20 protein-coding genes are annotated in these 24,319 nt (G+C 71.8%); 6 read left to right on the top strand and 14 right to left on the bottom strand.

The genetic code is table 11. The features are described from left to right. Nucleotides 1-85 precede the first annotated feature (85 nt). On the top strand, nt 86-2,554 hold the full coding sequence (locus HQQ78_RS10415) for an excinuclease ABC subunit UvrA (protein ID WP_173153037.1): 2,469 nt from the start codon (nt 86-88) through the stop codon (nt 2,552-2,554). 82 nt (nt 2,555-2,636) lie between these two features. On the opposite strand, the gene HQQ78_RS10410 is transcribed toward HQQ78_RS10415, so the two are convergent. Both HQQ78_RS10410 and HQQ78_RS10405 read right to left on the bottom strand, forming a co-directional pair. Further along, nucleotides 2,637-3,536: an SDR family oxidoreductase gene (locus HQQ78_RS10410; RefSeq protein WP_056042968.1), complete on the bottom strand. Its 900-nt coding sequence runs from the start codon at nt 3,534-3,536 to the stop codon at nt 2,637-2,639. Between the two features lie 203 nt (nt 3,537-3,739). Continuing rightward, the gene (locus HQQ78_RS10405) at nt 3,740-4,126 is read right to left on the bottom strand and encodes an iron chaperone (RefSeq protein ID WP_056042961.1); all 387 of its coding nucleotides are present in this window, start codon (nt 4,124-4,126) and stop codon (nt 3,740-3,742) included. A gap of 277 nt (nt 4,127-4,403) precedes the next feature. On the opposite strand from HQQ78_RS10405, the gene HQQ78_RS10400 reads away from it, so the two are divergent. Together HQQ78_RS10400 and HQQ78_RS10395 are read left to right on the top strand one after the other, a co-directional pair. Next, entirely contained in the window at nt 4,404-4,868 is a 465-nt protein-coding gene (locus HQQ78_RS10400; protein WP_173153035.1) for a DUF4383 domain-containing protein, read from the top strand. A gap of 477 nt (nt 4,869-5,345) precedes the next feature. Further along, a complete protein-coding gene (locus HQQ78_RS10395) occupies nt 5,346-5,669 on the top strand; it encodes an ATP-dependent DNA ligase (protein ID WP_173153033.1) in 324 nt (107 codons plus the stop codon). Nucleotides 5,670-5,792: 123 nt separating this feature from the next. Here the strand turns inward: HQQ78_RS10395 and HQQ78_RS10390 are convergent, their stop codons facing one another. The 3 genes from HQQ78_RS10390 to HQQ78_RS10380 all read right to left on the bottom strand — a co-directional run bounded on the left by HQQ78_RS10390 (nt 5,793) and on the right by HQQ78_RS10380 (nt 8,327). Then, entirely contained in the window at nt 5,793-6,458 is a 666-nt protein-coding gene (locus HQQ78_RS10390; RefSeq protein ID WP_173153030.1) for a haloacid dehalogenase type II, read from the bottom strand. Between the two features lie 81 nt (nt 6,459-6,539). After that, on the bottom strand, nt 6,540-7,124 hold the full coding sequence (gene sigK, locus HQQ78_RS10385; protein WP_123571661.1) for an ECF RNA polymerase sigma factor SigK: 585 nt from the start codon (nt 7,122-7,124) through the stop codon (nt 6,540-6,542). 495 nt (nt 7,125-7,619) lie between these two features. Beyond that, the gene (locus HQQ78_RS10380; RefSeq protein ID WP_173153027.1) at nt 7,620-8,327 is read right to left on the bottom strand and encodes a hypothetical protein; all 708 of its coding nucleotides are present in this window, start codon (nt 8,325-8,327) and stop codon (nt 7,620-7,622) included. A gap of 146 nt (nt 8,328-8,473) precedes the next feature. On the opposite strand from HQQ78_RS10380, the gene HQQ78_RS16400 reads away from it, so the two are divergent. Beyond that, nucleotides 8,474-8,980 carry a VanZ family protein gene (locus HQQ78_RS16400; protein ID WP_173153024.1) on the top strand — a complete coding sequence of 169 codons (507 nt, stop codon included), beginning with the start codon at nt 8,474-8,476 and terminating at the stop codon, nt 8,978-8,980. Here HQQ78_RS16400 and HQQ78_RS10370 read toward each other — a convergent pair. The 4 genes from HQQ78_RS10370 to HQQ78_RS10355 all read right to left on the bottom strand — a co-directional run bounded on the left by HQQ78_RS10370 (nt 8,977) and on the right by HQQ78_RS10355 (nt 17,977). Further along, a complete protein-coding gene (locus HQQ78_RS10370) occupies nt 8,977-9,930 on the bottom strand; it encodes a nuclear transport factor 2 family protein (RefSeq protein ID WP_173153021.1) in 954 nt (317 codons plus the stop codon). The genes HQQ78_RS16400 and HQQ78_RS10370 overlap by 4 nt on opposite strands. Nucleotides 9,931-10,226: 296 nt before the next feature. Beyond that, entirely contained in the window at nt 10,227-10,559 is a 333-nt protein-coding gene (locus tag HQQ78_RS10365) for a hypothetical protein (RefSeq protein WP_173153018.1), read from the bottom strand. Nucleotides 10,560-10,780: 221 nt separating this feature from the next. Beyond that, nucleotides 10,781-16,216, bottom strand: coding sequence for an Ig-like domain-containing protein (locus tag HQQ78_RS10360; RefSeq protein ID WP_173153015.1), 5,436 nt, complete (start codon nt 16,214-16,216; stop codon nt 10,781-10,783). 261 nt (nt 16,217-16,477) lie between these two features. Further along, nucleotides 16,478-17,977: an MFS transporter gene (locus tag HQQ78_RS10355; protein WP_173153012.1), complete on the bottom strand. Its 1,500-nt coding sequence runs from the start codon at nt 17,975-17,977 to the stop codon at nt 16,478-16,480. A gap of 272 nt (nt 17,978-18,249) precedes the next feature. Here HQQ78_RS10355 and HQQ78_RS10350 point away from each other — a divergent pair, with 272 nt between their 5' ends. Continuing rightward, the gene (locus tag HQQ78_RS10350) at nt 18,250-18,498 is read left to right on the top strand and encodes a glutaredoxin domain-containing protein (RefSeq protein ID WP_043594734.1); all 249 of its coding nucleotides are present in this window, start codon (nt 18,250-18,252) and stop codon (nt 18,496-18,498) included. Between the two features lie 117 nt (nt 18,499-18,615). Here the strand turns inward: HQQ78_RS10350 and HQQ78_RS10345 are convergent, their stop codons facing one another. The 4 genes from HQQ78_RS10345 to HQQ78_RS10330 form a co-directional block, all read right to left on the bottom strand. Further along, nucleotides 18,616-19,068 carry a DUF6314 family protein gene (locus HQQ78_RS10345; protein ID WP_173153010.1) on the bottom strand — a complete coding sequence of 151 codons (453 nt, stop codon included), beginning with the start codon at nt 19,066-19,068 and terminating at the stop codon, nt 18,616-18,618. A gap of 215 nt (nt 19,069-19,283) precedes the next feature. After that, nucleotides 19,284-20,324, bottom strand: a complete 1,041-nt coding sequence (locus HQQ78_RS10340; RefSeq protein WP_056049019.1) for a TerC family protein — start codon at nt 20,322-20,324, stop codon at nt 19,284-19,286. Between the two features lie 244 nt (nt 20,325-20,568). Further along, nucleotides 20,569-21,618 (bottom strand): citrulline utilization hydrolase CtlX, encoded by a 1,050-nt coding sequence (gene ctlX, locus HQQ78_RS10335; RefSeq protein ID WP_216844325.1) that lies wholly within the window; start codon nt 21,616-21,618, stop codon nt 20,569-20,571. Between the two features lie 52 nt (nt 21,619-21,670). Further along, nucleotides 21,671-22,702 carry an ornithine cyclodeaminase gene (locus HQQ78_RS10330; protein ID WP_173153009.1) on the bottom strand — a complete coding sequence of 344 codons (1,032 nt, stop codon included), beginning with the start codon at nt 22,700-22,702 and terminating at the stop codon, nt 21,671-21,673. A 149-nt stretch (nt 22,703-22,851) separates the two neighbouring features. Between HQQ78_RS10330 and HQQ78_RS10325 the strand changes: the two genes are divergently transcribed. Next, a complete protein-coding gene (locus tag HQQ78_RS10325; RefSeq protein WP_056049014.1) occupies nt 22,852-23,283 on the top strand; it encodes an Lrp/AsnC family transcriptional regulator in 432 nt (143 codons plus the stop codon). Between the two features lie 51 nt (nt 23,284-23,334). On the opposite strand, the gene HQQ78_RS10320 is transcribed toward HQQ78_RS10325, so the two are convergent. Further along, complete coding sequence (locus HQQ78_RS10320) at nt 23,335-24,303, bottom strand: epimerase (protein WP_173153006.1); 969 nt, start codon at nt 24,301-24,303, stop codon at nt 23,335-23,337. Between the last annotated feature and the right edge of the window lie 16 nt (nt 24,304-24,319).

The following is a 24,319-nucleotide window of genomic DNA, read 5'->3' as shown; positions in this document are numbered from 1 at the left end:
CGACACCCCGCCGACGCCGCACCGGCACCCCGACGGGCCACCGGCACCCGGGCCGAGTCCGTCGGACACCCGTAGCATCGACCGGATGCCCGACACCGCCCCTCCCGATGTGCCCGACGTGCCCGCCGACGCCCCCGCCGACACCCCCGCCGACGTCCACGCCCGCGGTTTCGTCCGCGTCCGCGGCGCCCGCGAGAACAACCTGCGCGCGGTCGACGTCGACGTCCCGCGCGACAGCATCGTCGCGTTCACCGGCGTCTCGGGCTCTGGCAAGTCGTCGCTGGCCTTCGGCACGATCTTCGCCGAGGCGCAGCGCCGCTTCTTCGAGTCCGTCGCCCCCTACGCGCGGCGGCTGATCGCCCAGGGCGGCGCCCCGCACGTCGACGAGATCACCGGCCTGCCCCCGGCCGTCGCCCTGCAGCAGCGCCGCGGCGCCCCGAGCTCGCGGTCGACCGTCGGCACCCTGACCACCCTGTCGAACTCGATGCGGATGCTCTACTCGCGGGCCGGCAGCTACCCCGCGGGGGCCGACCGGCTCGAGTCCGACTCGTTCTCGCCGAACACGGTCGCGGGGGCCTGCCCGCGCTGCCACGGGCTCGGCATCGCGCACGAGGTGACCGAGGCGTCCGCCGTCCACGACCCCGACCTGAGCATCCGCGACGGCGCGATCACCGCCTGGCCGGGAGCCTGGCAGGGCAAGAACCTCCGCGACGTCACGAGCGTGCTCGGCTACGACATCGACCGCCCCTGGCGTGACCTGCCGCAGGCCGATCGCGACTGGCTGCTCTTCACCGAGGAGCAGCCCGTCGTCGAGGTGACCCCCCAGCGCGACCGCGTCGCCAAGCCGTACAAGGGCCGCTTCTGGAGCGCCCGCGCCTTCGTCCTGCACACCCTCGCCGACTCGCAGAGCGAGACCCAGCGGACCAAGGTCCTGCAGTACGTCGAGAGCGGTCCCTGCTCGCTCTGCGGTGGCAGCGGCCTGACCCGGGCGGCGCTCGCCGTGACCTTCGCCGGCCGGACGATCGCCGAGCTCAACGCCCTGCCGATCGCCGAGTTGGGCGACGTCCTGCGGCCGACGGCGACCCTGACGAGTGCGTCGGCGGCGGTGTCGAACGCGTCGTCGGGCGAGGTCACCGAGGTCGCCGTCCGCATCGCCTCCGACCTGCTGGCCCGGACGACCGTGCTCGCCGACCTCGGGCTCGGCTACCTCAGCCTCGGCCGTGCGACGCCGACCCTGTCGCCGGGCGAGATGCAGCGGCTCCGCATCGCGACGCAGCTGCGCTCGGGCCTGTTCGGCGTCGTCTACGTGCTCGACGAGCCGAGCGCCGGCCTGCACCCCGCCGACGCCGAGTCCCTCGTCGAGGTGCTCGAGCGGCTGCGGGCGAGCGGCAACTCGGTGTTCGTCGTCGAGCACGACATGAGCATCGTGCGTCGCGCCGACTGGGTCGTCGACGTCGGCCCGGGGGCCGGCAGCCAAGGAGGCGCGGTGCTCTACAGCGGGCCCGTCGCCGGGCTCGCCGGGGTCGCCGACTCCGTCACGAGGCGGTTCCTCGACCCCTCCGCCGACGGTCGCGCCCAGGGCGGGTCGCCCGTCCGCCGCGAACCGACCGCCACCCTCGAACTGCGTGGCGTCACCCGGCACAACCTCGACGGCGTCGACGTCGACCTGCCGCTGGGCGTGCTGACCGCGGTCACGGGGGTGTCGGGCTCGGGCAAGTCGACGCTGGTCGGCGGCGTGCTGGCCGAGACGGCGACGAGCCACGAGCGGGTCGACCGCGTCGTGCAGGTCGACCAGAAGCCGATCGGCCGGACTCCGCGGTCGAACCTCGCGACGTACACGGGCCTGTTCGACGCGGTGCGCCAGGCCTTCGCCGCGACCGACGAGGCACGGGCCCGGGGGTACGGCGCCGGACGCTTCTCGTTCAACGTCGCCGGGGGCCGCTGCGAGGTCTGCCAGGGCGAGGGGTTCGTCTCGGTCGAGCTGCTCTTCCTGCCCGGCAGCTACTCGCCGTGCCCCGAGTGCCACGGAGCCCGCTACAACGCCGAGACGCTCGAGGTCACGTGGCACGGCGCGACCGTGGCGGACGTGCTCGCGATGACGGTCGACGAGGCGGCGACGTTCCTCGCCGAGGTGACCAGCGCCTCCCGGGCCCTCGAGACGTTGCGGCAGGTCGGGCTCGGCTACCTGCGACTCGGTCAGCCGGCCACCGAACTCTCGGGCGGCGAGGCGCAGCGCATCAAGCTCGCGACCGAACTGCAGCGGGCACGCTCGGGCCACACGCTCTATCTGCTCGACGAGCCCACGACGGGCCTGCACCCCGCCGACGTCGAGCTGCTCGTCACCCAGTTGCAGCTGCTCGTCGACGCGGGCAACACGGTCGTCGTGGTGGAGCACCACATGGGCGTCGTGGCGGCGTCCGACCACGTCATCGACCTGGGTCCCGGCGGAGGGGACGCCGGTGGGCGCGTGCTCGCCGTCGGGACTCCCGAACAGGTGGCCGGGGCGACCGGTAGTCGCACGGCGCCGTACCTCGCGGCGGCGCTGCCCGCCTGAGCCGCCGGGGGCCGGTCACCCGAGGAGCCGAGGAGGCGCGGTGCAGGCGACCCGCGCCTCCTCGGTTCCGTCGTCGGTCGGGCTACGGCGAGACCATGCCGCCGTTGACGTTGAGCGTCTCGCCCGAGACGAAGCTCGACTCGGCCGAGGCGAGGAACACGTAGGCCGGGGCCTGCTCGGCGGGCTGGCCGGCGCGACCGAGCGGGGCCTCGCTCGAGCCGAACTCGGGCAGCGACTCGGGGTCGACGCCGTCGGTCACCTGCAGCACGGTCCAGGTCGGGCCGGGCGCGACGACGTTGACGCGGATGCCCTTCGTGATGAGCTGCTGCGCCATGCCCTTCGACAGGTTGTTGACCGCACCCTTGGTGGCGGCGTAGTCGAGGCGGTCGGGCGCGGGCGTGTGGGCCTCGGCCGAGGCGGTGTTGATGATCGTCGAGCCGGGGGCGAGGTGCGGCACGGCGGCCTTGACGATCCAGAACGGGGCGTAGACGTTGGTGCGGAAGGTCAGGTCGAACTGCTCGTCGGTGATGTCGGCGATGTCCTCGTGCCAGACCTGCTTGCCGGCGACGTTGACGACGGCGTCGAGGCCGCCGAGTCCGTCGACCGCCTTCTGCACCAGTTCGCGACAGAAGGAGGCGCTGGTCAGGTCCCCGGGGAGGGCCACGGCCTTCTGCCCCGCGGCCTCGACGAGCGCGATGACGTGGTCGGCGTCGGACTGTTCGCTCGGCAGGTAGTTCAGGGCGACGTCGGCACCCTCGCGGGCGTAGGCGATCGCGACGGCGGCGCCGATGCCCGAGTCGGCACCCGTGATGAGGGCCTTGCGCCCCTGCAGGCGTCCCGTACCGCGGTAGGTCTCCTCGCCGAGGTCGGGGACGGGCGTCATCTGCGACTGCAGGCCGGGCTCGTCCTGGTGCTGCACCTCGGGGCTGATCGTGGGGTAGAGCGTGCGCGGGTCGGAGAAGGTGTACTGGTCGCGGGTCATGCGGGGTCCTCTCTGGTTCGGGGGTGCCCTGGACGCTACGCCGGGCCGCCTCCGCCGACGCGGCGCGTTCGGGGTACGGGCCCGGACGCAGCGGACGAGTGACCGCGGATCGTGCCCGCCATCGTGGCGGAGGACGATCGGCGACCACTCGTCCGGATCGTCGGCGGAGTGCGGGGGCCCGTCGGCGGGCTGCGGGGGACCCGTCAGCGGGTGACGGCGAACGCCGGGGGAGGCGCGTCCACGATCGTCGCCGCGCCGCACGCGATCGCGCGGCTGATCCGCTCGACCAGCTGGTCGGGGACGGGGCGGCCCCAGCCGAAGGCGACGGTGTCCTTGGCGCGTCGGTGAGGGGAGACGTCGCCTTCGAGGGCTTCGTCGAACCGGGGCACGGGGTAGATGCCGAGGTGGCGCGTCCAGGCCGCGAAGTAGAGCGTCTGCCCGTCCTCGAAGCGGATGGCCGGCATGCCGTACCGCAGGCTCTCGACGCCGCCGGTGCAGCCGGCGTGGATGGCCCGCCTCACCCGCTCGAGCGCTTCGCGTCTCTCGGGCGGGAACCCTGCGATGTACTGATCGACCACGGTGTCGCTCATGACGAGTCCTCTCGTTCGCTGGGCACCAGTGTGCGACGGAACGGGCGCGGGCGCCAGCCCCCGGGGCGAGCGCTCGTGTGCGCTCGCCGTGCGCATCGATCAGGATGCGTTTCCCGGCGAGGTGCAGCAGTCCTCCCTGTGGAGCGGAGCCTGCGACGACCGCGGACGAGGAGATCCCCCACTGCCTCTCACGTGGTGGGGCTGGGTGTCAAGGCCCTCACGAGTGGGTCGGGGGAGTGGCTAGATGACGGGACCGCATCGAAGGAGGAGTTCCGCCATGACTGCATCGAGCACCCCGAACGTCCGTCGCCGTTTCGCTGAGACGCCCGTCCAGAAAGCGGCCCTGGTCGTGGGCATCGTCTTTCTCGTCGTCGGCGTCGCCGGCTTCGTGCCCGGCATCACCACGGACGTGGGGGAGCTGCACGGCGCGGGCCACGACTCCGGCGCCCTCTTGCTGGGCCTGTTCCAGGTCTCGGTCCTGCACAACGTCGTTCATCTGCTCTTCGGAGTCGTGGGCGTCGTCCTCGCCCGGACGGTCCGTGCCGCCCGGCTCTACCTGGTCGTGGGCGGGCTCGTGTACGCGGTGCTGTGGATCTACGGCCTCGTGGTCGACAAAGGCAGCCAGGCGAACTTCGTGCCCCTCAACACGGCCGACGACTGGCTGCACTTCGTGCTCGCGGTGGGCATGGTCGGCCTCGGGCTGCTGCTCGGCCGTCGACGTACGGCCCGGACCGATCACTGACGGTCGCAGGAGGACGAGGTGAAGGCGAGGAGCACGTGTGTCAGCGCAGCACAGGGGTCCATTCCCCTGTCCTTGCCATCCGGGCGTTGCTGACCGCGTGCGCGACCGCGTCGCGCTCGTCGATCGGAGTCCTGGAGGCCGGCGACCCCGTCGGCTCGTGGTGCACGGCGGAGGTGCCTCGCAGGTGCGCCGATCATTGCGACCGTCTGCGGGTGGTGTTGTGAACGGCGCCGCCTCGGCCGGATGGAAGTGCTCGACCGATGAGGAGCAGCACCCGTGGTGCCGACGTCAGCTTCGCTTCATCGGGGGACTCCTTCTCGTGCCGGGTGCATTACTGCCATGGGGCTCGTGAAAGCAACCCCTCCCGGGAAAGAGGGACCTGGTCGATAGGTTCACAGGGTCCCTCCCGCCACAGGGGATCAGGGATGCGAACACGAGTGTCCTGCCGGATGCGCGTTCGTCCAACAAGGGAGCCCCGTGGGCAAGCTCACCTACGACCACTCGTTGTCGGTCGACTTCGAGGACCGCACCCTCGCTCACCTGCAGATCGTGATCGGGATGAAGCTACGTCGGGGAGAGTCGTTCTACTTCTCCTGGAAAGACGACCAACAAGTCGGCAACGGACGCACCGCGATCTGGCTGCACCCGTCGATCTCGCTGGTGTACAAGTTCTACGGCAGCCGGCTCCCACGGATCAACGGAGACTGGGTTCGTGCTCTCGAAGTCGCCGCGAACACCCACCAGGGGCTGCACCTCATCGACGAAGACACGATCAGGCTGGCAGAAACGGTCACGTCGTGATCCGGGTCGACGTCCACCACGGAGGGTTCGTCCACACGATCCACGACATCGACCGCGAGACCGTGACAGAGCAGATCGGTCCTGCCCTTCGTGGGCGGCTCCGCATCCCGGGTCGAGTCGGCGTCAGAGGTGGGTGGCGATCTCGTCGACGCCCGACACGGTGAGGGTGGGTGGCGAGAAGTGCGCCGGGTAGTCCCGCCCGGACCGGTTGATCCAGATCGTCGAGAGACCGGCGTTGGCTGCGCCGTGGACGTCCCAGGGGTGGACGGCGGCGAGGTAGAAGGGGTCGGAGCCCCCGATGCGTCCGCGGGCGTCGGTGTAGGCGGATCGGGCGGGTTTCCAGGGCGAGTGGCCGTCGACTGTCAGAAGTTCTTCCATGGTCCCTCGGGCGCCGGCTTCGTCGAGCAGTCGTTCGGCTGTGGTGGTGGGACCGTTGGACAGGGTGAACAGCCGATGTCCGGCAGCGTGGAGCGCCTGCAGCCCGTCGGCGACGTCGGGGTGCGGTGGCGCGTGGGTGAACGCGGTCATCACGGTGTTCACGCTCTCGTCGAGGTCCCGGGGCAGCACCCACGTGCTCAGCAGGTCGCGGGCGTTGTTCGAGGCGATGTCGGGGAACGAGGCGTCGCCGCCAGAGGTCGTGAGAGCGAAACCGTCTCGGAGGACAGTGGCGAACCACGTCGTTGCCAGCTCTCGGCTTGCTCCGAGGTGTTCGAACGCGGCGGCCACGGGGCTGAGGTCGGAGAGGGTCTCGTTGACGTCGAAGACGATGGTCGCTTGCTGCCGGGTCATCTCACCACTGTGCTCTCGTCTCTCGGGTGCACGGCCCGGGTCGGGGTTTCGCGGTGGTGACCGACCGGATCTCTCGGTCGGTCAGGCCGCTTCCGTTTCTGCGATCAGTCGACGGAGGGTGATCAGGGCATCGCGGATGCGGGTCTTCATCGTCCCGATGGCGACGCCGGCCTCACGGGCAGCCTCGCTGTGGCTCAGCCCGCCGAAGTACACCAGCTCGAGGGCTTGCTGCTGCAGGTCGGTCAAGGTGCGCATGGCCTTCGTCACTCGCTCGTGCTCGACCCGGGTCTCGGCCGTCTCCGCCACGTCGTCCCGTGCGTCGACGAATTCCTTGGCACCGACCGCGAGGTCGCGGTCGCGTGAGGACTGGGAGGCGCGCACCCGGTCGACGGCGCGGCGGTGCGCCATCGTGAGCAGCCACGACGATGCCTTGCCACGCGCGGGATCGAAGCGCCCGGCGGTCTGCCAGGCCTCCAGGAAGATCTCCTGCGTGACCTCCTCGGACTGCGCCGGATCGACCAGGATGCGACGGACCAGTCCGAGGACACGGGCAGCCGTCCGGTCGTAGAAGACCGCGAAGGCTTGCTGGTTGCCTTCGGCGACGAGGACGAGGAGGTCGTCGTCGGAGCGCTCGGTCCCCACGGGTGGCGCAGGTGCAAGAGACATGGCGTCCAGTCCGGGGGGCTCGGGATCGAGGTTTCGTGCCACCGACGGCACCCCTCGAACTCTATGCGCTTGAATTGAAAGCGGTGACCCCAGACCGAGGGTCACGAGTCGTGTCTGCGGTGGTCGTCAGCTGCCGGGCAGACGCGGAGGTGACGGGCGCGGTGAGCACGGCGCTCGTCACCCCCGCCGCGCCTCCTGACCCCCGGCCGTCAGTGCGCGAAGAACCCGGTTCCGAACGATGCACCCCGATTCTTCTGGGTGCGTCGTTCGAAACCGGGTTCACGGCCGCCAGACCTCGGGCCGGGCCCTGGGCGGGCAAACGGAAAAACCCCGCCCCGTGCGTGAGCACGAGGCGGGGTCCACCGGGATCGCCGACCCCGTCGAGCAGGGCGGGGCCGGTGCGTCGTCACGGAGACGACCCGGGTTCCAGGCCGCACCTCGCGAGGCGGGGTGCGGCCGTGGGGCCGGGCCGGCGGGTAGCCGGCCAGACAGGTACTACTCCGTGGCGACGGTGATCTTCGCGACGCCGACGAGCATCTCGTCCTGGACGGCGTCGGTCTTGAAGGTCTGGTTCAGCAGCGACGCGGCGTCGGGGCTGATGTGCACCGTGGTGCCCTCGAGGACGGCGTTGCCGTCGACGACCTCGAGGGGCTTCAGCGAGCCACCGTAGAGGTTGAAGAGGTAGGCGTCTTCGGCGGCGACGGTGCCGTTGGCGGTGACGGTGCCGTAGAGCTTGCTCTCGCCCGGGTCGATGCGGAAGTCGGTGAGTTCGACGACGGTGCCGTCGGCGGCGGTCAGCGACAGGCCGGAGCCGTCGTGGTCGATCTCGCCCTGGACGTAAGGTCGCACGTCGCTGTCGGGGCCGTAGTAGTCGACGTTGCCGCCGGTGATGGGGAAGGCGAAGGTGCCGTCGGTGAAGGTCGCGGTGCCGACGACGCCGGGGGTCAGGCCCAGGCTCGTGAGGGCGTCGACGAAGGACTGGTCCACGGCGACCTGGGTGTCGACGCCGTTGCTGAGGTCGGCGATCGACGCGGCGGGCGTCGACGCGGCGCTGGGCTCGGAGGACGACGAGCTCGACGAGGAGGACGTGTCGGTCGAGGTGCCGGAGTCCATCGAGCACGCGGCGAGGGAGAAGAGCAGGGCGCCCGAGGCGACGAGGCCGAGGGTGGTCTTGGTGATGTTCTTGCGAGTGAAAGCGTTCATGGTGAAGCTCCTTGTCAGTTGGTCCCGGTGGGGATGTACTGGGTTCGCCACCGGGCCCGAAAAGGATTGGAACGCATCTACTTCGTTACCCGGCCGTGACCTCCACCGCCGCGTTCAGCAGATCCGACGTGTCCTAGTCTCGGTCCGTGCTCTCGACCGTGCTCGCCCTGGTGCCGTGGCTCGCCTTCTCGGTCCTGGTCGGCGTCGTCGTCGTCGGTCCGGTCGCCGGACTGTGGCTCGTGGGACGCCGACGGACGACCGGCGTTCTCCTCGGCCTGGCAGTGCTCGCGGTCCTGGCGCTCACGCTGTACCCGGATGGCGCGCCCTACCCGGGCATCACGTGCAACCCGGGCCTGCCGTACCTCTCGCCCACTGCGGTGGAGTCGACCGCGAACGTCCTCTTGTTCGTCCCGGTCTCGTTCTTCGCGGGGGTGCTCTGGCGACGACCAGTGGTGGCAGTTCTCGGTGCCGTCGCCCTGTCGGGTGCCATCGAGCTGCTCCAGGCGCTGGTGGTGGTGATCGGTCGGGCCTGCGACACGGGTGACTGGATCACCAACACCATCGGTGCCGTCGTGGGGGGCGTGCTCGCGGCGACGGCCCTCACCTGGCATCGACGCCGCACGTCCGGTGCACGAGGCCGCATCGGCGGCTAGTCGGTGGGGACCACGTCCCAGTGCTCGCGGATGAGGCCGCCGTCGACGCGGAACAGGTCGGCCGCGAGCAGCGGGTCTCCGGGCTTCGCGCCGACCGCCTGGGAGAAGGTCCAGACGATGTCGCCGTCCGAGAGCGAGATGACGGATTGCTGCGCCGGGAACTGCGCACCGCTCCCGAACAGCTGCTTCAGCGCTGCCGTCCCGTTCGGAGCCACCGGGTTGTGCTGCAGGTACGCGGGGTCGAACGCGCGGTCGAGGATCGACGGGTCGTGGTCCCGGAACAGCGTGTCGTACGCCGACACCGCGAGGACGCGATTGCGTTCTTCCTGACGTTCCGACGGCGCGGCGGTCGGACGCGCCGGCCGGTAGAGGTCGCTGAACATCGAGTTCGTGTTCCCGCTGGCCGGTGTGCCGGTCGGAACGGGCTGCTCGAGCGACCAGTGCTCGACGATCCGGCCGTGCTCGAGGCGGAACAGGTCGACGGCGGCGTCACCGCGTCGTTCGTCGCCGGGGTCCGGCGTGATCTGCCAGTGCACCGCGACGAGGTCGCCGTCGGCTGCGACGTGTTTGATCACGGCGTGGGCACCGGGAACGCGGATGCGGTCCGCCGCGAACTGGGCGAGGAGTCCCTCCGGCCCCGCGGCGGTCCCTGCTCCGTGCGCGACCGCGGTCGGGGAGACGAGCCGGGCCGCGAGCTCGCGGGAGGACGTGCCGTCCGGGTCGGCGAAGGTCTGGGTGAGGAGCGTCCGCACGGCGCAGGCGTTGCGGTGTTCGGTGGTGGTGTCCCGCCGGTCCGCGGCAGCCGTCACGGTCGACTTCGGTGGGGTCCCGGGAGCAGCGGCCGCCGGCGTGGCGACGCCGAGTCCGGTGAGGAGGGCGACTCCGGCGAGGACGGCCGTGCCGCGGGCGAGGCGGCGGGAGGAGCTGCGCGTGGTCAGGTCGTTCGTCATGTGTTCTCCTGCTCGTGTGGTCGGCGGGTGATCGCAGCATCGCAGGAAGCCCCGTCGTCGGCAGGTACGCACTTTCTCGTAAGCCACTCACGTGGAGGTCGGAATCGTGGAACCGCCTGCGCCGACCGCGCAGGATCGTGGCGCACTCGTTCGCGTCCCTGCGGCGTGTCCGACGCGAGTCGTGCTCACACCCGTCGCGAGTCGGCGGGGCGTGCTCCTGGCGTGCGGGCCGCCGGCACGCGCCGGCGCTGTCGTCCACGACGATCACGCCGTCTCTGCCGGCGCTCGCTCACGGGTCAGAAGGGCAGGGGCGTCAGCAGCCAGAGAAGCAGCAGACACCCGCTGACCGCCAGCCCGAGAAGGCCGAGCGCCATCCCGGCCGTGACGAAGCGCGGTCGGTCGTCAGGAGCCGACTCGACGTCGTCGCGGGCGAAGGCGACGGCGGCGACTCCGAAGAACACGGACACGACCGCCCAGAGATCCAGCAGGATGCTCGCCCAGGGCACGAGTGGGGTGCCGACCAGCGAGGGGGCGTTGCCCGCGACCAGCAGGACCGGGCCGGACAGGCTCAGCCAGCCCAGGGCCCAGGCCCAGGACCGCGGCTCCGACGTCCTTCCCGGTGATGTCACGACGATCCCTCTCTCCCTCGACGACGACCCGTCCGCCTCCTCGTGACCCTCTCAGCATCGAGCCGCGGGCGCGTCCTCCCGACGGATGACACCCCCGGCGGGGTCGCGTGCTGCGGAGCCGCCGAGAGCGTTCCGCGGCAGTTGCCGTGCGACGGACGTCCCCGCCCGCCCGCCCCCTCGGCAGGAGGGGTGGGCGGACGGGGACGTCGGCGCGTCGGGGGCTACTCGGCCCGGCGACGGCCTCGGATCGGGCCGACCACGCGACGGCCGCGACGCGAGAGCGCCAGGCCGAGCGCGACCCCGAGCAGGGCCATGGCGGCGATGCCGAGCACCGACGCGCTGCCGGTGAAGGCCAGCTGCGTCGCCGACAGGATCATCGGGAACGACACCGTGACGACCGCCTGGACCGTCTCGCCGGCCGTGTCGGTCACGCGGTACTGCACCGACGCCTTGGAGTCGAAACCCTTCGCGGGGGTGAAGACGACGGTTCCGTCGACGACCGTCCAGGTGCCCTGCTCGGGCACGGTCAGCGTGCTGACTCCGTCACCGGTGGCCGGGTCGACGATCACGACGGTGCCGCGGTCGAAGGTCGCACCCTCGGTGGGGGCGTCGTTCGCCGTGACGTCGACGGCGACCGGGTGGTCCGTCGTGCCGCGCTGCTCGTCGTCGACCGCGACGGCCGCGCCCAGAACCGTGATGGTCACCGTCGCCCGGGACGTCTGCCCCGAGGCGTCGGTCGCCGTGTAGTCGAACGAGTCTGCTCCCACGAAACCGGCGTCCGGCACGTACTCGTACGAGCCGTCGCGCGTCATCGTCATGGTGCCGTGGGAGGGCTTCGAGGCCAGGGCGACCCAGAGGGCCGACCCGTCGTCGTTGCCCAGCACGCCGCCGACCTTGCCCGAGACCAGGCGCTGACCGGCGATCGTCGTGCCCTCGTCGTCGACGGCCTTGACGCCCACGGTGATGCGGACCGTTGCGGTGGCGGTGCCGCCGTCACGGTCGGCGACCGCGTAGGTCACGGCGTCCGGGCCGGAGTAGCCGGTCGTCGGCGCGTAGACCAGGCGACCACCGGCGTCGATGGTGACCGTGCCGTGGGTGGCGGTGCCCGTCCCGGTGACGCGCAGTCCCGTACCCAGGTCGTTGCCCAGCACGCCCGGGGCGGCCACGGTCAGCGTCGTGTCGGCCGGGGTCGAGGCCCCGTCGTCGACCGCCGTCGGCAGCACCGTGATGGTGACCGTGCCCGTGCGGATCTGACCCTCGGCGTCGGTGGCCGTGTAGGTGAAGGCGTCGACACCCGAGAAGCCGGGCTTCGGCGCGTAGACGTACGAACCATCCTTCGCCAGGTCGACCGTGCCGTGGGCGGGGCGCCCGTCGATTGTCGCGGTCAGCGAACTGCCCGAGTCGTTCGCGAGCACGCCGTGCGTGGCATCGACGGTCAGCGGCGTACCGGCGCGGGTGGCGCCGGCGTCGTCGACGGCGAGGGCGCCGACGACGATCGTGGCGACGGCCTTCGTGTTGCGGCCCGACGCGTCGGTCGCGGTGTACTCGACGTGGTCGGTGCCCGAGAAGCCCGCGTCCGGCGTGTAGGCGGCCGAACCGTCCCGCTGGGTGACGATCGTGCCGTGCGCCGGGGTGCCGACGCTCGTCACGGTCAGGCCGGTGCCGAGGTCGTTCACGAGCAGGCCGGGGGTCGGCACGGAGAGCGTGGTCGCCGCGGGCGTCGTGTAACGGTCGTCGATCGCGCGGGGCGTCACGGTGACGGTGACCGTCGCGGCGTCGGTTCCGCCGTCACGGTCGGTGACCGTGTAGACGACGATGTCGTCGCCCGAGAACCCGGGGGCCGGCGTGTAGTCGAACGTGCCGTCCGGCGCGACCGTCACGGTGCCGTGCGGCGCCGGAGTGACCGCGGTGACGGTCAGGCCGGTGCCGACGTCGTTGCCGAGCACGCCGGGGGTGGCGACCGTCACGTGACCGTCGGCCACGACGGTGGCGACGTCGTCGACGGCCTTCGGGGCGACCACGACGGTCACGGTGCCCGTGCCCTTCTGGCCGTTGCCGTCGGTGACCTCGTAGCCGAAGGTGTCCTTGCCCGAGGTGCCGGGCTCCGGGGTGTACGTGTACGAACCGTCGGGGCCCGTGGTCACGGTGCCGGCCTTCGGCTGGTCGGTGACCTTCGCCGTCAGGTCGGTGCCCTTGTCGTTCGAGAGCACCCCGTGCGCGGCGTCCACGACGAGGGGCTGGTCGGCCACGGTGCCACCGACGGGCGAGTCGTCGACCACGATCGGACCGACGTGGATCGTCACCGTCGCGACGTCCGAGCCGCCGGATGCGTCGGTGGCGCGGTAGGTCAGCTGATCGGTGCCCGAGAAGCCGTCGGCGGGCGTGTAGGTGATGGTGCCGCCGGCCGCGATCGTGGCCGTGCCGTGGGTCGGGGCGTCGACGATCTCCGCGCGCAGGTCGGTGCCGAGATCGTTGCCGAGCACGCCGGGCTCCGCGACGGTGACCGCGGTGCCGGCCTTCGTCGACGTGACGTCGTCGACGGCGTCGGGCACGACGACGACGGTCACGATGCCCGTGCTCTTCTGCCCCTCGGCGTCGGTCGCCGTGTAGGTGAAGGTGTCGGTGCCCGAGAAGCCCGTCGCGGGGGTGTAGACGTACGAGCCGTCCTTCGCGACGGTCACGTCACCGTGGCGGGGGGCGCCGTCGAGGGCGCCGGAGAGGCCGGTGCCGCTGTCGTTCGACAGCAGGCCCTTCGCGGCGTCGACCGACAGCGGTCGGCCCGCGGTGGCGGTGCCCTGGTCGGCCGCGGCGAGGTCGCCGACGATCACCCAGGCGCGAGCCGTCGCGGTCTGACCCGAGGCGTCGGTCACCTGGTACTCGAACGAGTCGGTGCCCGAGGTGCCGGCGTCCGGCGTGTAGCTCCAGCTGCCGTCGGCGTCGACCGTCACGGCGCCGTGGGCGGGCGTGCCGTGGTCGGTCACGCGCAGCCCGGTGCCGAGGTCGTTGGCGAGCAGTCCGGCCGAGGCTGGCGTGGTCACCGTGGTGCCGTTCGGCGTGGTCGCCGCGTCGTCGACGGCCACCGGCTTCACGGTGATCGTCACCGTCGCGGTCGAGGTGCGACCCGCGGCGTCGGTGACCTGGTAGGTCACGGTGTCGGTGCCCGAGAAGCCGGGCGCCGGCGTGTAGTCGAACTCGCCGTTCGTGGCGACGGTCGCGGTGCCGTGCTGCGGCCCGGTCTCGACCGCGGCCGTCAGGCCGGTTCCGAAGTCGTTGCCCAGCACGCCGGGCCCGTCGAGGTGGGCGTTGCCGCCCGCCGTGACCTGAACCGCGTCGTCGACGGCCTCGGGGGCGACCGCCACGCTGGCCGTCGCGGTGCTCGTGACCCCGTTGCCGTCGGTCAGGGTGTACGTGAACGAGTCGGTCCCCGAGAAGCCCTTCTGCGGCGTGTAGACGAACGAGCCGTCCGGCGACACCACCACGGTGCCGTGCGAGGGGGCGGTGGCGACCGCGGCGGTCAGGGGGCCGGTGCCGCCGTCGTTCGCCAGCAGGCCACGGCCGGCCGGGACGTCGAGGGGAGCACCCGCCACGGCGTCGACCGAGTCGTCGGAGGCGCGGGGGGCGACCGTCACGGTGACCGTGGCGGTGTCGGTGCCGCCTTGGCCGTCGGTGACGGTGTAGTCGAAGGCGTCGGTGCCCGAGAAGTCGTCCGCGGGCGTGTAGACGACGTCGCCGGAGGGCGTCACCGAGGCGGTGCCGTGCCCGGGCGTCGAGACCGCGGTCACCGTCGTGTCGAGGCCGTCGTCGTTGCTCGTCAGGTCGCTGCCGGCGATGGTCGTCGGGGTGCCCGAGGCGGCGGTCGCCGTGTCGTCGACGGCGGTGGGCAGCACGGTGACGGTCACCGTGCTCGTGGTGCTCGCGCCCTCGGAGTCCGTGGCCGTGTAGGTGAAGGTGTCGGTGCCCGAGAACCCGTCGGCCGGGACGTAGCGGTACGAGCCGTCACGACCGAGCACGAGGGAGCCGTGCGAGGGTCCGGTCGCCACGGCGGCGGTCAGACCGGTGCCCGAGTCGTTCGCCAGGACGCCCGAGGCCGCGTCGACCACGAGGGCCTGGCCGGCACGGGCGGTCGCGACGTCATCGCTGCTCACCGGGGTGACGGTGATCGTGACGGTCGAGGTCGACGTGCCACCGCCTCCGTCGGTCGTCGTGTACTGGAAGGTGTCGGTTCCCGAGAAGCCCGTCGCGGGCGTGTAGACGTACGAGCCGTCGGCCGAGACGGTGGCCTGCCCGTTCGTCGGCTGCGTGTTCGACGTCACGGTCAGGTCGGTGCCCGCGTCGTCGGCGAGGACGCCGGGTGCGCCGACCGTCAGGGTGGTGCCGGAGGCGGTGGTCCCGGTGTCGTCGGAGGCTGCGGCCGAGATCGCCGCCACGGTGTTCGCGAAGGTGCACACGACGTCGGTGCCGTCGGCGCTGGTCGCGGCCGGGAAGGTGAACTGCGCGGTGTTGCCCGAGCCCGACGCGACGGTCGCGTCGTCGGTGACGTTCGCGCAGCGGTACGTCGTCGAGTAGTCGGCGAGGTGCGTCGAGCTGTTGCCCGCCGTCTGCGAGACGGTGTACGTCCGGGCCGGGATCGCGAGCGCGGCGCCGGCCTTCTGGGCCTGGACTCCGTTCGCGGTGCCGGAGGTCGTCGCGGTGGACGGCGACGACAGGTTGCCGCCGTCGACCTTGAGGGCGAACTGGTCGCCGGACTTCCAGCGGCCCGTGACGTCCGCCTTGCCCGTCAGGGTGTTGGCGTAGTTGCAGCTCGCGAGGTCGGAGTACGAGGTGATGTTGCTGATGGCCGGGGTCGTCATGCGGCTGACCTCGGTACCCGAACTCGAGTCGAGCTTGATGATCTGCATGCCCGACGAGACGTACAGGTATCCGTCGGACGAGAAGGCGATGCCGGGGCTGTTGGTGCCCGTGGGCAGGTCGGTCAGCTTGGTGGCGGCGAGGGAGGTGGTGCCGGCCGTGGTCGGGATCGTCTCGTCGTTCAGTCGGTAGACCGCGTTGCTCGCCACGACGAAGAGCAGCCCCTGCGTGCTGAAGGCGAAGTCGCCGTTGCCGGCCTGCAGGCCGGGGATGCGGCCGACGACGCCGATCTTGTCCCCGGTCTTCGGGTCGTACGCCGAGATCGTCGACGGGTCGCCACCGGTCGCGTAGTAGTAGATCCCGGTCACCGGGTTGACGGCGCCCCGCAGGGTCGAGGCGGGTGCGCCCGACGGGTTCGCGTTGGCGACCGTCGTGACGGCCCCGGCCGCCGAGTCGTAGCGCGCGAGCGTGTTGCCGTTCGAGTTGTTGGCCGCGCCGTTGGTGAAGGCGTAGGCGTCGAGGCCGTTCCGCCCGACGCCGAGACCGTTGTTGGCCGGTGAGAACGGGTTCGCCGTCCCCGCGATCACGTCGGACACCGTGTTGGCCGCGACGTTGATGGCGACGAACTGGCCCTGACCGGCCGTCGCGTAGATCGTGTTCTGGTCGCACGAGAGCGCTGCGGCGGCCTGGGCCGGCGCCGGCGAGACGGCCTGGGTCACGGCGACGGCCGCCAGCAGGGAGGCGGTGGCGAAGGCCGCGAACGAGAGGGCGCGACGACGGGGGCGCACGGAGGCGCGGAGAAGCGACATGGGGGTGTCCTCGGGTGGGGGCGTCCGGCCGGGTCGGATCCGGTCGGACGTCGGTCCTGCTCGACACGCGGGGGTTCAGGTGCCCGCGTGTCGCCCCCACGGGTACGGGGGCTCCACGGAAGTGGATGCCTCGACAATAAAGCTTCTCGTTTGTCGAGTGGAGTCCCCAGAGCAGGGGTGATTTCGTCCGCCTTGTGGGGGACATCGGGGTACAGCGGGGCGGATGGCGGTGCCGAGGACGCGACCCGCGCCTCCTGCGTCCTACCGGCGGGGGCGACGCCCGCCGTGGCCCTGGCCCACGGTCGGGATCGACGTCGTGACGACCGCCACCGACGAGGTGATGACCGCGAGCGACGAGGTCGACAGGGTCGCCTGCGCGTGACCGGTCAGCGGGAATCCGCGTCGGCCCGCCACGATCACGACGAGGCTGATCGCGACGATGGCCGCGGCGGCGAACGGCACCGTGGCGAGGCCCGTCATCCCGTAGACCTGCCCGCCGATCGCGGCACCGGCGGCGATGCCGACGTTCGAGCCGGCGTTGATCAGCGCGCCCGCGATGTCGGGGCTGACCCCGCCGGTGCGGATCGCGGCCGCCATGAAGAGCGTCCCGGTCGTGCCGTTGGCGGCCATCCACAGCCCCGCGACCACGAACGTGCCGACGAGCGAACCGTGCACGAACGGCAGGGCGGCCAGGGCGCCGATCATCACCGCGACCGCGACGATCAGCGTCTGCCGGGGTGCCCGGTCGACGAACGCGCCGGCCGCGAGCAGGCCGACCACGCCCGTGCCGCCGAGCACGAGCAGGGCGCCGCCGACGAGGTCCTCGCCGAGGCCGGCCCCGGTCAGGTACGGGCCGATGAACGTGTAGACGACGTAGTGGCCGGCGAAGAGCATGAGGTCGGCCACGACCACGGCGAGCAGCCCCGAGCGTGCCCACGAGCGGACCGAGCCGACGTGCGGCGACGACTCGCCCTGGACGTGCGGCAGGAACAGCGCGGCCACGACGGCCAGCACCGCGGTGGCGACGGCGACCGCGCCCACGGCGGGACGCCAGCCGAGCTGGTCGCCGACCGTCGTCGCGAGCGGCACGCCGACGACGAAGCCCAGCGAGCTGCCCGAGTAGACGAAGGCGATGGCGCGGCCCGCCAGGCGCGGCGGCACGATGCGCGTCGCGTAGGCCGAGGCCACCGAGAAGAACAGGGCGTGCGCGATGCCACCGACCACGCGACCGGTCAGCAGCACGCCGAAGCTCGGGGCGAGCGCGACCATCAGGTTCGAGGCCGTGTAGCCGACCAGGGTCGTGACGAGCACGGCCTTGCGGGGGAAGCGTGCGGTGGCCCAGGTGAGGGGCAGGGCCAACGCGGCGACGGCCACGGCGTACACCGTGACGACGACGCCCATGCGCGCCTCGCTGACGCCGAGGTCGGTGCTCATGGTCGAGAGGAGGCCGACCGGGCTCAGTTCGGTGGTGATCGCGAAGAACGTCGCGAGGCCGAGCACGGCGATGCCGACGACGCCCGAGGGGGTCAGGCGGTGCGGCTGGGGCGCGGGGCGGGTGTCGCGCGGGTGCGTCGACGACGAGCGCGGGGGAGGTGCGGCGGCGGGCGTGCGCACGGCGGGCGTGCTCGAGGTCTGGGGCGGGCGCTGAAGGGTGTCGGTCACGGGAATGCCTCCGGGCCCGGGGCGCGTGCGCACGACGATCATCTCGTCGGGGGCATCGTGGACGTCGGCGGCCGACTCGTGGTCGACCCCGGTCTGCACGATGCAGCACACTCGTCGCGGGCCATGCTGCTGGCGGGTGGATTGGGGGGATTGCCACTCCACGACGAGGGCGCTCATCCAGTGTGACATGCCACCCCCGGGGGCTCGCAAGGCCCCCGAACGAGAAACCGAACGACGTTCGCTCGCGGCGAGCGAACCGGGCGGCGATCCGGCGTCCGGCCGGATTCCCGGACCGGATCTCGAGACCGGTCGGGGACGAGGAGGCGCGGGTGGCGTGCCCGCGTCCCGTCACCGCGCGTACCCTGGTCGCCATGAGCACCGACACCGCCCCCGACCGCATCCTGATGTTCGGCGCCGAGTGGTGCCGTGACTGCCGTCGCTCGAAGGCGCTGCTCGACCGCGAGGGCGTGGCCTACGACTACGTCGACCTCGAGGCCGTCGCCGACGGTGCCGACCGCGCCTACGCCGTCAGCGGTCGCACGCAGATCCCCGTCGTGGTCTTCCCCGACGGCAGCCACCTGGTCGAGCCGACCGACGCCGAGCTCGCCGCCAAGCTCTAGCCCGGCACCGCGGCACCGCGGCACCGCGGCACCGCGGCACCGCGTCACCTCGCCACGGGCCGTCCCTCCACCCGCCACGAAGTAAACAACCCGCCACGCGAACGTCTGGCGGGTTGTTCACTTCGTGGCGGGATGCCCGGCGACGCGCTCGTACGTCGTGAGCGCGTCGTACGACTTCGCCGGCCCGCGCACCGTCCACCGCTCCTCGAACGACGTCGGTGAGAGCACCCGGGTCTCGACGAGGTAGGCGTCCGGGGCGCACGGGTGGTGCGCCTCCCAGGCCCCCGACCGCAGGTCGAGGTCGACGAAGTGGCGGCCGTCGGCGAAGCGCACGTCGAGCGACCCGTCACCTCGGGCCGCATAGCCGAGTCGCCGGGTGGCGGGCGTCCGCCGGTCGGCCACGACCAGCACGCCGGCCTCGTCGTACGTCGCCACGAGGTCGGAGCCCGACCGCGCCTCCTCGATCGTGGCCGTCCCGTCGAACCGGGCGCGTTCGCCGGTGCGGTGGTCGTCGATATCGCGCGTGACGGACCACCGGCCGAGCAGCAGCCCGAGCGTCTCAGCCGGCATGTCGATCGACGACCACGGAGAACCCCTCTCAGGCGGTCCCCCTCGACGACCGCGGGAGGACACCCGATCTTCGCGCACGGCCGTCCACGGACCAAGTCGCGGTGGTGTGGCGGCCTGGTGCCGCGCGCTCGTGACACACCACACCGCGTTTCGTGCACCGCACCCCGACTGGTCGTGGTGCGGTGCACGAAAAGCGGTGCAGTGCGGGCGGGCGCCTAGTGGCGGGTGGGGTCGTCCGAGTCCTTGGCGACCGTGACCTTCTCGCCGTCGACCTCGTCGCGCTTGGCCTTCTGGGCGTCGCCGCGGGTCTTGGCGAGGCTGGCGATCGTGGCCACGGTGATGGTCGCGCCGATGAAGAGCAGCGAGAACCAGATGGGGATCTCGGGCACCCACAGCAGCGGTTCGCCGCCGTTGATGAACGGCACCTCGTTGACGTGAAGGGCGTGGAAGACGAGCTTGACGCCGATGAACGCGAGGATGATGGCGAGGCCCTGCGACAGGTACACGAGGCGCTCGAGCAGCCCGCCGATCAAGAAGTAGAGCTGGCGCAGACCCATCAGCGCGAAGGCGTTGGCCGTGAAGACGATGTACGCCTCGTTGGTCAGGCCGTAGATCGCCGGGATCGAGTCGAGGGCGAAGACCAGGTCGACGAAGCCGATCGCGATCACGCAGAGCAGCAGCGGCGTCACGAAGCGCTTGCCGCCCTTCTTGACGGTGAACTTGTCCTCGTGGAACTCGTCGTCGACGGGCAGGACGCGGCGGGCGATCTTGACGAAGGCGTTGTCGGCCGCGTTGCCGCCGTGGTCGCCCTTGATCTGCTGGTAGGCCAGCACGAAGAGCAGGGCGCCGAAGAGGTAGAAGACCCACGAGAAGTTCTCGATCAGCGCGGCGCCGGCGGCGATGAAGCCCGCACGCATGATGAGCGCGATGACGATGCCGATCATCAGCACCTTCTGCTGGTACATGCGCGGCACGGCGAACCCGGTCATGATCAGCAGGAAGACGAACAGGTTGTCGATCGACAACGCCTTCTCGGTGAGGTAGCCGGCGAAGTACTCGCCGCCGAAGCCCCAGCCGCTCACGAAGCCGATGCCGACGCCGAACAGCAGCGCGAGGCCGATGTAGAAGGCCGACCAGCGGGCGGACTCGCCGATCGTCGGCTCGTGCGGCTTGCGCACGTGGGTGAAGAACTCGAACACGAAGAACGCGATGGTGACGGCGATCGTGATGAGCCAGGTGGTCAGTGAGACGTCCACGGGGATGCTCCGGGTGGGTCGGGCTGATGAGGCGGGTCGGGCTGAGCGGCGCGAACGGCCGGACAGCGGAGAAGGCTCGTGACGAGCGGAAAGGCTCCTGAGACGACGGTACGTGGGGGTCCGCTGGGGGCGTGCCCTCAAGCGACCGTGACAGTGCTGAGAAGCTGCAGTGCGTGCAAGGCCCGCACCCGCGTCACCGGGGCGGCCGACGCCCCGGCCGGCACCGAGGCAGGAGGTGCCCCGGCTACGACCGCGGCGGCAGGTGCACCCCGGCGAGCATGCAGCGCACGGACCCGCCGGCGAGCTCGATGGTCGGCACCTCGAGCGGCAGTGGCCGTGCGTGCCGCCACACGGTGCGGCGTTGCGACGGGGTGAGGGACGCCCATCCTCGTGCCGAGATCGCCAGCACGGGCCCGTCGGCCCCCGCCAGTTCGAGCGCGTTGCCCGCGAACTCGCCGAGCTGGGCGCGGGTCAGGGCGACCACCTCGCGTCCGGAGGCCGACAGGCGCTCGACCACGCGCCTCCGTTCGCTCGGGGACGCGATCGACTCGAGACCGACCAGGGCGAACCGCGACGCCACGCTCATCATGACGTTCGTGTGGTAGATCGGCACGCCCGTCGCGTCGGTCGCGGTGAAGGTCAGGGGCTCGTAGCCGAGGTCGGAGCAGACCAGGGCGACGGCCGCCCGGTCGGCACGGTGCGAGAGCGCGACGTAGGCGACGCGCCCGACGTGGTCGAGGACGAGCGCCCCGGTGCCCTCGACGACGATCCCGCGCCGTTCGAGCGGCGAGTGGTCGAGCACCTCGCTGACGCGGTAGCGCTCGCGCAGCAGGTCAACGACGTCCGTGCGTCGCTCGCCCCGACGGTTGGGCGAGTGCATCGGGTAGAGCACCACCCGGCCGTCGTCGTGGGTCGAGAACCAGTTGTTCGGGAACACCCCGTCGGGCCGGTCGGTCCGCTCGTCGTCGACGAGGTGCACCGTGACGCCCGCCTGCCGCAGGGCCTCGGCCGCCCGGGTCACCTCGTCGAACGCGCGCGCCGCGAGCTGGGCCCGGGTCGCGTCGACCTCGGCCGGGTCGGTCTGGAACGCGTTGTCGGCCGCGGTCTGCGGGTTCGGCGTGAAGTGGTGCGGCCGCACCATCACGACCGCGGCGGACGACTGGAGGGCCGTCCGCGCCTCCTCGTCGGCGCTTCGGGTGCGCGAGGAGGCGCGGAGTGCGGGGGACGCCGGCGGCGTCACCACGGCGGTCGCCGGGGACGAGGAGGCGCGGGGCGGGGGAGCGACGGTCGTCACGACGGTCTCGGCGCGGCTTCGGCGGTGGGTGCGGTCCGGGGCGGTCGGGGGCTCAGGCGCCGACGGGTCGGCGGGCGGCGACGAGGCCGAACAGGTCCTTCGGGTCGTCGGGGTCGGCGACGAGGTCGATCTCGACGGCGTAGTCGGTGCCGACGACGTCCTGTCGGAGGTACTTCAGGGCGCACACGTCCTCGATGGCGAAGCCGACCGAGTCGAAGATCGTGATCTGCTCGTCGCTCGTGCGCCCGGGGCGCTGCCCGGCGACGACCTGCCACAGCTCGGTGACGGCGAAGTCGGCCGGCTGGTGCTGGATCTCGCCCTCGACGCGGGTCTGCTCGGGGTACTCGACGAAGACGTCGGCCCGGCGCAGCGTCGCGGGGTCGAGCTCGGTCTTGCCCGGGCAGTCGCCGCCGATCGCGTTGACGTGGACGCCGGGGCGAACGGCCTCGTCGGGCAGGACGACCGCGTTCTGCTTGTCGGCCGTGCAGGTCGTGATCACGTCGGCGCCGTCGGCCGCCTCACCGGGGCTCGCGCAGACCGTGATGTCGAAGCCGAGCGGCTCGAGGTTGCGGACGAACTTCGCCGTGGCGCCGGGGTCGACGTCGAACACGCGGACCGTGTCGAGCCCGAGGGTCGAGCGCATCGCGAGGGCCTGGAACTCGGCCTGCGAGCCGGCGCCGATCAGGGCGAGCACGCGCGAGTCGGCCCGGGCGAGACGCTTGGCGGCCATCGCGCTCGTGGCGGCGGTCCGCAGCGCGGTGAGGATCGTCATCTCGGCGAGGAAGGTCGGGTAGCCCGTGTCGACGTCGGCGAGCACGCCGAACGCGGTGACGGTCTGGTAGCCGCGGCCCGGGTTCGACGGGTGGCCGTTGACGTACTTGAAGCCGTAGGTCTCGCTGTCGCTGGCCGGCATCAGCTCGATGACGCCGATGGGGCTGTGGGAGGCGACGCGGGGCGACTTGTCGAAGGCGGGCCACCGGGCGAAGTCGCGCTCGAGGGCGGTCACCATGCCGCTGGTGATCGGGCCGACCCCGCGGTCGGTGACCCATCGGATCATGTTCTGCACGTCCACGAAGCGCACCACGGCGACCTCCTCCTGCTCGGCCCGGTTCGGTCGTCGCGTCCGGGTGGCACCACGTTAGGACTGGGCGATGTGCAGCCACAATCACCATCGAGCGCCATTCCGCACGCTCGATCACCCGTTGTGCGCGGTCGTGCTGTACGTTTCGATCCATGGCGGATCTCGACGAACTCGACCGGCGCCTCCTGGCGGCCCTGCGGGTCGACGCGCGCGAGTCGGCCGCGAGCCTCGCGCGGCGGTTGGGCGTGACGCGGGCGACCATCACCTCACGGCTCGACCGGCTCGAGGCGTCGGGAACGGTGCTCGGCTACACCGTGCGGGTGCGCGAGGCCGACGATCCCGACCTCATCCGTGCGATCGGCTTCATCGAGATCGAGGGGCGGTCGACCGACCACGTCATCCGGCAGCTGCGCGGGTTCCCCGAGGTGGCGTCGCTCCACACGACGAACGGCGGCTGGGACCTCGTCGCCGAGCTGCGCACGTCGTCGCTCGGCGAGTTCGACCGCGTGCTCGCCCGCATCCGCAGCGTCGAGGGCGTCGTGAACAGCGAGACCAGCCTGCTGCTCAGCTCCGTCCTCCGCTGACCGGCACCCGCGCGGCGGCCGCCGTCCTCGGCCGGGTCGCACCAGAGGTGCTCAGGCCGCGCCGCGCCTCCCGGCGACGATGCTCTTCAGGGCCTCGTCGAGGTGCGGGTGGACGAACTCGTACCCGCCGTCGACGAGGCGCTCGGGCAGCACCCACCGGCTCTTGAGCACGAGCTCGGTCTCGGTGCGGAGCACGGCCGTGCCGAGCTCGAGCATCCACCGCCAGGCCGGCAGGCCGAACGGCACGCCCAGCACGCGGCGGAGGGTGCGCATCACGGTGCGGTTGTCGCTCGGGTTCGGGGACGACAGGTTGAGCGGGCCCTCGACGGACGAGTCCGCACGGGCGAAGCGGATCGCCCCGAGCACGTCGTCGACGTGGATCCAGCTAAACTTCTGCCGTCCACCGCCGCGACCCTCGTGGTGGTACGTGCCGGCCGCGAGCCGCGCCCGGGTGGCCGGCCACGGGCCGTCGAACTGCGGCCCGCCGAGGCCGACCCGCACCAGGTTCATCAGGGGGACGAGCGCGCTGCCGTCGCCCAGCACGATGGCCATGCGCAGGGCGACGCGGCGGGTGGCGGGCAGCTCGCCCGAGAAGAACTCGGCCTCCCACGCGGTGGCCACGTCGACCGAGAACCCCGACCCGATCTCGCCGTCCGACTCGGTCATCGGGCGGTCCTCGGCGTGGCGGTAGATCGTCGCCGTCGACGAGTTCATCCAGACCCGAGGAGGCGCGGTGCACGCGAGCACCGCCTCCTTCAGTTCGCGCGTGGTCTCGACGCGCGAGCGCACGATCTCGGCGCGGTTCTCCGGGCCGTAGCGGCAGTTCACGCTCTTCCCGGCGAGGTTGACGAGCAGGTCGGCGCCCTCGAGCAGGGCGGTGATGCCGGCGGTGTCACCCCACGACGCGTCGGGTCCGTGGCGGCCGATCAGGCTGACGCGGGCACCCTCGGCGCGGAACGCGGCCGCGAGGTGCTGCCCGATGAAGCCGCTGGCTCCGGCGAGGACGATGTGGTCGGTCATGCGCTCAAACTAGGGG

The sequence above is a fragment of the Frigoribacterium sp. VKM Ac-2859 genome, from assembly GCF_013204925.1.
GTDB lineage: Bacteria > Actinomycetota > Actinomycetes > Actinomycetales > Microbacteriaceae > Frigoribacterium.
This window is presented reverse-complemented; position numbering and strand designations above follow the sequence as displayed.